Here is a 5390-nt window from a genome sequence, read left to right as displayed (position 1 = left end):
GGCTCGCTGCCCCGGCGCAGCCAGGACGACGCGGCCTCGTAGAGCTCTACCAGCACGGACGTGGCCAGCGCGAGCAGCACCGCCACGCGCGCCCGAGTCCACCCGACGTCGCCCGCAGACCGGCGACGCGGTGCGCCAAGCCCGGCGACGCGGAGCGGAAAGGTCGGCGCACCGGGAGAAGTCCACTCCGAGGGGGAAGAGTGTTACCCATCGTGCTAGACCGGAAATCGCACTTATCCATGGCCGCGCAGATCCAATCGGTCGTCCGCGAGCGGATACTGGACGGCACCCTGCACGGCGGCGCCCGGTTGCCGTCGAGCCGCGACCTCGCCGAGGACCTGGGTGTGTCGCGCAGCGTCGTGGTCCAGGCCTACGAGCAGTTGATCGTGGGCGGCTACCTCCGGGCGGCGCAGGGCTCGGGCACCAGGGTGGCGACGCACCTGCCCCGCCCGCGCCGCGCGCCGGTCGAGCCGAACGCGGCCACCGGGGTGCGCTTCGACCTGCGGGTCGACGCGACGAGCATGGAGCTGTTCCCGTCCCGGGAGTGGCTCCAGTCCTATCAGCACGTGGTCCGGTCGATCGGCGGCGTCGGCCCGCGCCGGCACCAGCTGGGCGATCCGGCGCTGCGCACCGAGCTGGCCGCGTACCTCGGCCGGTCGCGCGGGGTCCTGGCGACCGGCGCCGAGGTCGTCGTCACCGCGGACTTCGACCACACCGTCGGCGTGGTGTGGCACGCGCTGCGCGAACTCGGCGTCGACCACCTCGCCGTCGAGGACCCGGGCGCGCCCTGGCACGTCCGCGGCGCCGAGCGCGCCGGGCTGTGGGTGACCGGGGTGCCCGTCGACGACGAGGGCGTGGACGTGGAGGCGCTGACCCGGACCGGCGCCCGCGCCGTGCTGGTCACGCCGTCCTCGCAGCTGCCGACGGGCGCGGTGCTCTCGCCGGCCCGCCGGGAGGCGCTGCTGCGCTGGGCCGTCGACGTGGACGGCTGGGTGGTCGAGTACGACCGGGACGGGCTGCTGTGGCTCGGCGCCGGCAGCGGTCCGCTCGCCCTGCAACGGCAGCACGCGGAGCGGGTGATCTACGCCGGGTCGACGCGGGGGCTGCTCGGCCCGTGCGTGCGGCTGGGCTGGTGGGTGGCGCCGGACGCGGTGGCGGACCGGCTCGGCCGCGCGCAGTCGGGCGCGCCGGACCCGCTCACGCAGCTGGCGTTCGCCCACTTCGTCTCGTCCGGGGTGCTGGACCAGCACGTCCGGCACGTGCGGCAGGTCTACCGGGAGCGGCGGGCGGTGCTGGTCGACGCCGTCGCGGAGCACCTGCCGGGCGCCGGGGTGGTCGGCGAACCCGCCGGCACGCACGCCTACCTCAGGCTGCCCGCCGGGGCGGACGACGTCCGGCTGGCCGCCGCCGCGCGGACGAGGTCGGTCCTGGTGCACGCGGGCACGCACTTCCGCCTCGACCGCCGCCCGGCCGCGCCCGGTCTGCCGCTCGGCTACGGCGCGGTGCGCCGCGGTCTGCTCGCGGAGGCCGTCGGGGTGCTCGCGGGCGCGCTGCGCGAGGGTGGGCCGCGGACCGGCGACCGACCGGTGCCGGTGCCGCAGGCCATCGGGTAACCACCCGTCGACCCGGGCCGTGCGACCCCGCCGAGCACGGCCCGACCGCGGTGCCCCTCCCCCGGCGAGCGCCCAACTCCTTTGTTGCACAAGGGAAAAATGGTCCGGACCGACCGGACCACCCGGCACCCGACCGACCGGACCACCGGCTCCGTTCGTTGCGCGCCGAGGAGCGGGCGTGGTCGTCTGCTGTCCGTGACGAATTCCCGGTTGTCCGGCCAGGTTCCCGCGGTGCGAGCCGAGGGCCGCCGCACCGCAGTCCTTTGTGGACGTACCCGACCGGCGACCGGTGCCGGCCGCCTCCGGCCGCGCGATCCACCGCGCGGCAAGGGGTTCCGGGCGCCGGGCGGCGGGAGCACGCGCCGCGACGACGGACTGGCCGCACCACCGCGCACCCGGCCACCGGTCGGCGTGCGTCCGCTCCGCCCGGCACGAGGAGGGGTCGCGTGAAGACCGTGGGAATCGTGGGGGCCGGGGTCGTCGGCGCGTGCGTCGCGTTCCACCTGGCGCAGCGCGGTGTGCACGTGCACTGCGTCGAACGCGCCCGGCCGGGCGGGTTGACCACCGACGTCAGCTTCGCGCGGCTGAGCGCCTACCAGCAGTCGACCTACACCCGGTTCGAGCTGAGCCACACCGGGATGTTCGAGCACGCCCGGCTGGCCGACCGGTTCGACGCCGCGCCGTGGTGGCACCCGACCGGCGGGGTGGCGTGGAGCGACGGCACGGGCGGACGCGGCGCGAGTTTCGCGGAGGAGGTCGACCGGCTCGACGCCTGGGGTTACCGGGTGGTCCGGGCCGACGCGGCGCGGGCGAACCGCGAGTGGGAGCCGGGGGTGGTGTTCCCGCACTCCCGGGTGCCGGTGGTGCGGTTCCCGGACGAGGGCTGGATCGACGGGCCGCTGCTGGTCGCCGCGCTGATCCGGGCGGCGGAGGGCTCCGGGTACCTGACGATGTGGCGCGGCGCGGTCGAGGACGTCGAGGTCCGGGACGGCCGGGTGGTGGCGCTGCGGCTCGCGAACCAGGACCGGCTCGCGGTCGACGCCGTCGTCAACGCGGCGGGGCCGGACACCGCCTCCGTCGCCGCGACGCTCGGCGGCCTGGCGCTCACCGGCACCTCGACCCGGAGCAGCCTGGTGGTGGACCTCAAGACCGACGGCGACCCGGTGCGGCACGTGCTGCGCGGCGCGGAGGCGCACGTGCGGTCGGCGGGGCCGGGCCGGGTGCGGGTGCGCTCGGAACAGGTCGACGCGCTGCTGCCCGCCGGGCCGCGGTCGCACGCCGAGCGGGACCTCGTCGACAACCTGGTGGAACGGGCGCACCGCACGCTTCCGGCGCTGTCGTCGGCCGTCCTCGACCAGGCCCGCGTCGGCACCGCGACGTTCCCGGCGGACGGGCTGCCCAGCGTCGGCGCGCTGTCCGCCCTGTCGGGCTACTACGAGGCGTTCGCCAACAGCGGCATCACGCTCGCGCCGTTCATCGGGCGGACGCTCGCCACGCAGATCACCACCGGGGAGGTCCACCCGCTCTGGAGCCAGTGCTCGCCCGATCGCCTGCGCGTCGCCTCGTGACGGCGCGCGGGTGGCTCGACACCGCACTTCGACCATGGGGGAAACAGTGTCCGCACAACCCGAACTGAGGGAACTCACCGACCGGTTCACGTCCGAGGAGCCCGCCGAGATCCGGCGGATCCGCACCGGCACGGTGCCCGGCGCGCCCGGGTCGTACGACCAGTACTTCACCACCTGGGACTTCGCGAACGGCGTCGTCCGCGACTACTCGATGAACCTCTACCAACTGGTGCGGATGGCCGCGGACGAGAGTCTCCCGGTGGAGAGCGTCCGCACGGTCTTCAAGACCCTGGACCCGATCTACAGCACCTTCCTCGGCTACTGCGGCTTCCCGGCGCTGGCCGAGTACGCGGGTCGGGTCGGCCGGCCGGTGGCCGACCGCCGGGAGCTCCTGGAGCGGCTGGTCACGTTCACCGAGTACGTGAACCGGCTCGCCGCCTGGTCGCACCACTACTTCCCGTGGCACGTGGGCGAGGAGTACCGCTACCCCGAGGGCGAGATCGCGCCGGCGCGGGAGCGGGCGGCCGCGCCGACCACCGCCGGTGACGTCCGCCGCGTCCCCGTCCGGCTCACCTGGCAACCGCTGGGGATCGAGGTCACCGCCGAACTCGCGTGCGACCTCAACGAGCAGCTGTGCGTGGACTTCGTGAAGAGCCTGCCGTTCACCGTGGTGCAGGACCACGCGGTCGTCAGCGGCGAGTCCATGTACGCCTGGGCGCCGTTGGTGAGCGTGGTGCCGACCCCCGTGGTCGAACGCATCTGCGACGCGCCGGTGGGTCGGCTCCGGTTCAGCCAGGCGACCGGCAACAAGCTCATCGTCCAGTACGGACCGACCTCGGAGACGTTGAGCAGCCCCGTCCTGGGACGGGTGGTCGACGAGCACCTCGACCGGCTGCCCGCGGTCGGCAGGGCGGTGTGGGAGAGCACCTTCCGCACCAAGGAACTGATCTGGCTCACCGCGGAACTCCTGTAGCCGTCCAGTGTCCGACCGGAGAGGTGGGTACGTGACCGAGACCTCGGGCAAACCGACGAGGGACCTGCTGTTCCCCGAGCTGAGCGACTCGATCGACGCGCGGATCGCCTGGTTCCAACGCATGCAGCGGGACGAGCCGCTGCGCTTCCGCCCGGAGTACGACCTCTGGGAGGTGTTCCGGTACGAGGACGTCACCAGGGTGCTGAAGGACCCGACGACGTTCTCGGTGACCAACAAGACCCACATGGGGTTGCCGTTCTCCTTCGGGCGGGCGGACATCCCGGAGCACCGGTTCCTGCGGGGCTTCGTGGCGCAGGCGTTCGTGCCGGGCAACGTCGAGAACCTCGCGCCCCGGTTCACCGCCCTGGTGGACTCCCTGCTCGCGCCGGCGCTGGCCGCCGGGCGGATGGAGATGATCGGCGAGCTGGGTTTCCCGATCATGGAGCAGGTCGTCGCGGACATGTTCGGGTTGCGGATCACCGGCGCCGGGCGGTTCCGGCAGTGGTCCGACCAGATGTTCGGCCAGCTCGTGGGTGTGCGCTCGCCGGACCACGACGACGTGGTCGGGATGTTCGCCGAGCAGTTGGCCGAGCGCAAGCGCCACCCCGGCGACGACCTGATGAGCGCGTTGCTGGCCGAGCGCGGGAAGGACGACCGGCTCAGCGAAGAGAAGATCGTCCACATGTGCCTCGACCTGTCGACCGCGGGCAACGCGCCACTGGCGCTGATGCTGGCCTACGCGTTCACCAGGTTCTGCCTGGATCCCGGTTTCTACCAGGCGTTGCGCCGTGAGCCCGCGCTGATCCCGGCCGCGATCGAGGAGATCCTGAGGTTCGACTTCTCGTGGTTCAACCTGTGGCGCACCGCCCGCCACGACACCGTGCTGGGCGGGCGGGAGATCAAGGAGGGGCAGTACGTGGTGGTCTGGCCGTCCTCGGCCAACTTCGACGAGAGCCGCTTCCCGCGGGCGACGGAGTTCGACCTCACGCGGTCGCCGAACCCGCACCTGACCTTCGGCCAGGGCATGTACATCTGCCTCGGGCTGCCGGTGGTCCGGGTGCTCGGACGGGTCATCCTGGAGCGGATCGTCGCCACTGTCGCCGACATCCGGTTCGACCCGGCGAAGCCGGCGGAGTCCATGGCGCTGATGAAGGACTACGTGGTGTCCCTGGACGTGCTGGTGACACCGGCCGACTCCTGACCCGGCGCGGCGCCGGCCGGACCGCTCCCCCGGGT

The 5390-nt window shown here is 73.5% G+C and carries 4 protein-coding genes; all 4 read left to right on the top strand.

Annotated elements, in window-relative coordinates; translation table 11 throughout:
• Nucleotides 1-239 precede the first annotated feature (239 nt).
• The 4 genes from AB0G50_RS35735 to AB0G50_RS35720 all read left to right on the top strand — a co-directional run bounded on the left by AB0G50_RS35735 (nt 240) and on the right by AB0G50_RS35720 (nt 5355).
• Nucleotides 240-1613 (top strand): PLP-dependent aminotransferase family protein, encoded by a 1374-nt coding sequence (locus tag AB0G50_RS35735; protein WP_360118510.1) that lies wholly within the window; start codon nt 240-242, stop codon nt 1611-1613.
• 446 nt (nt 1614-2059) lie between these two features.
• Complete coding sequence (locus AB0G50_RS35730) at nt 2060-3181, top strand: FAD-binding oxidoreductase (RefSeq protein WP_360118507.1); 1122 nt, start codon at nt 2060-2062, stop codon at nt 3179-3181.
• A gap of 46 nt (nt 3182-3227) precedes the next feature.
• Nucleotides 3228-4154, top strand: coding sequence for a hypothetical protein (locus AB0G50_RS35725; protein ID WP_360118504.1), 927 nt, complete (start codon nt 3228-3230; stop codon nt 4152-4154).
• Nucleotides 4155-4185: 31 nt separating this feature from the next.
• On the top strand, nt 4186-5355 hold the full coding sequence (locus AB0G50_RS35720; protein ID WP_360118501.1) for a cytochrome P450: 1170 nt from the start codon (nt 4186-4188) through the stop codon (nt 5353-5355).
• The last annotated feature ends 35 nt before the right edge of the window (nt 5356-5390 follow it).

Origin of the sequence: Actinosynnema sp. NPDC020468 (genome assembly GCF_040642015.1) — a bacterium.
Taxonomy (GTDB): domain Bacteria; phylum Actinomycetota; class Actinomycetes; order Mycobacteriales; family Pseudonocardiaceae; genus Actinosynnema.
The sequence above is the reverse complement of the archived record's forward strand: the minus strand, read 5'-3'. Positions and strand labels throughout refer to the sequence as shown.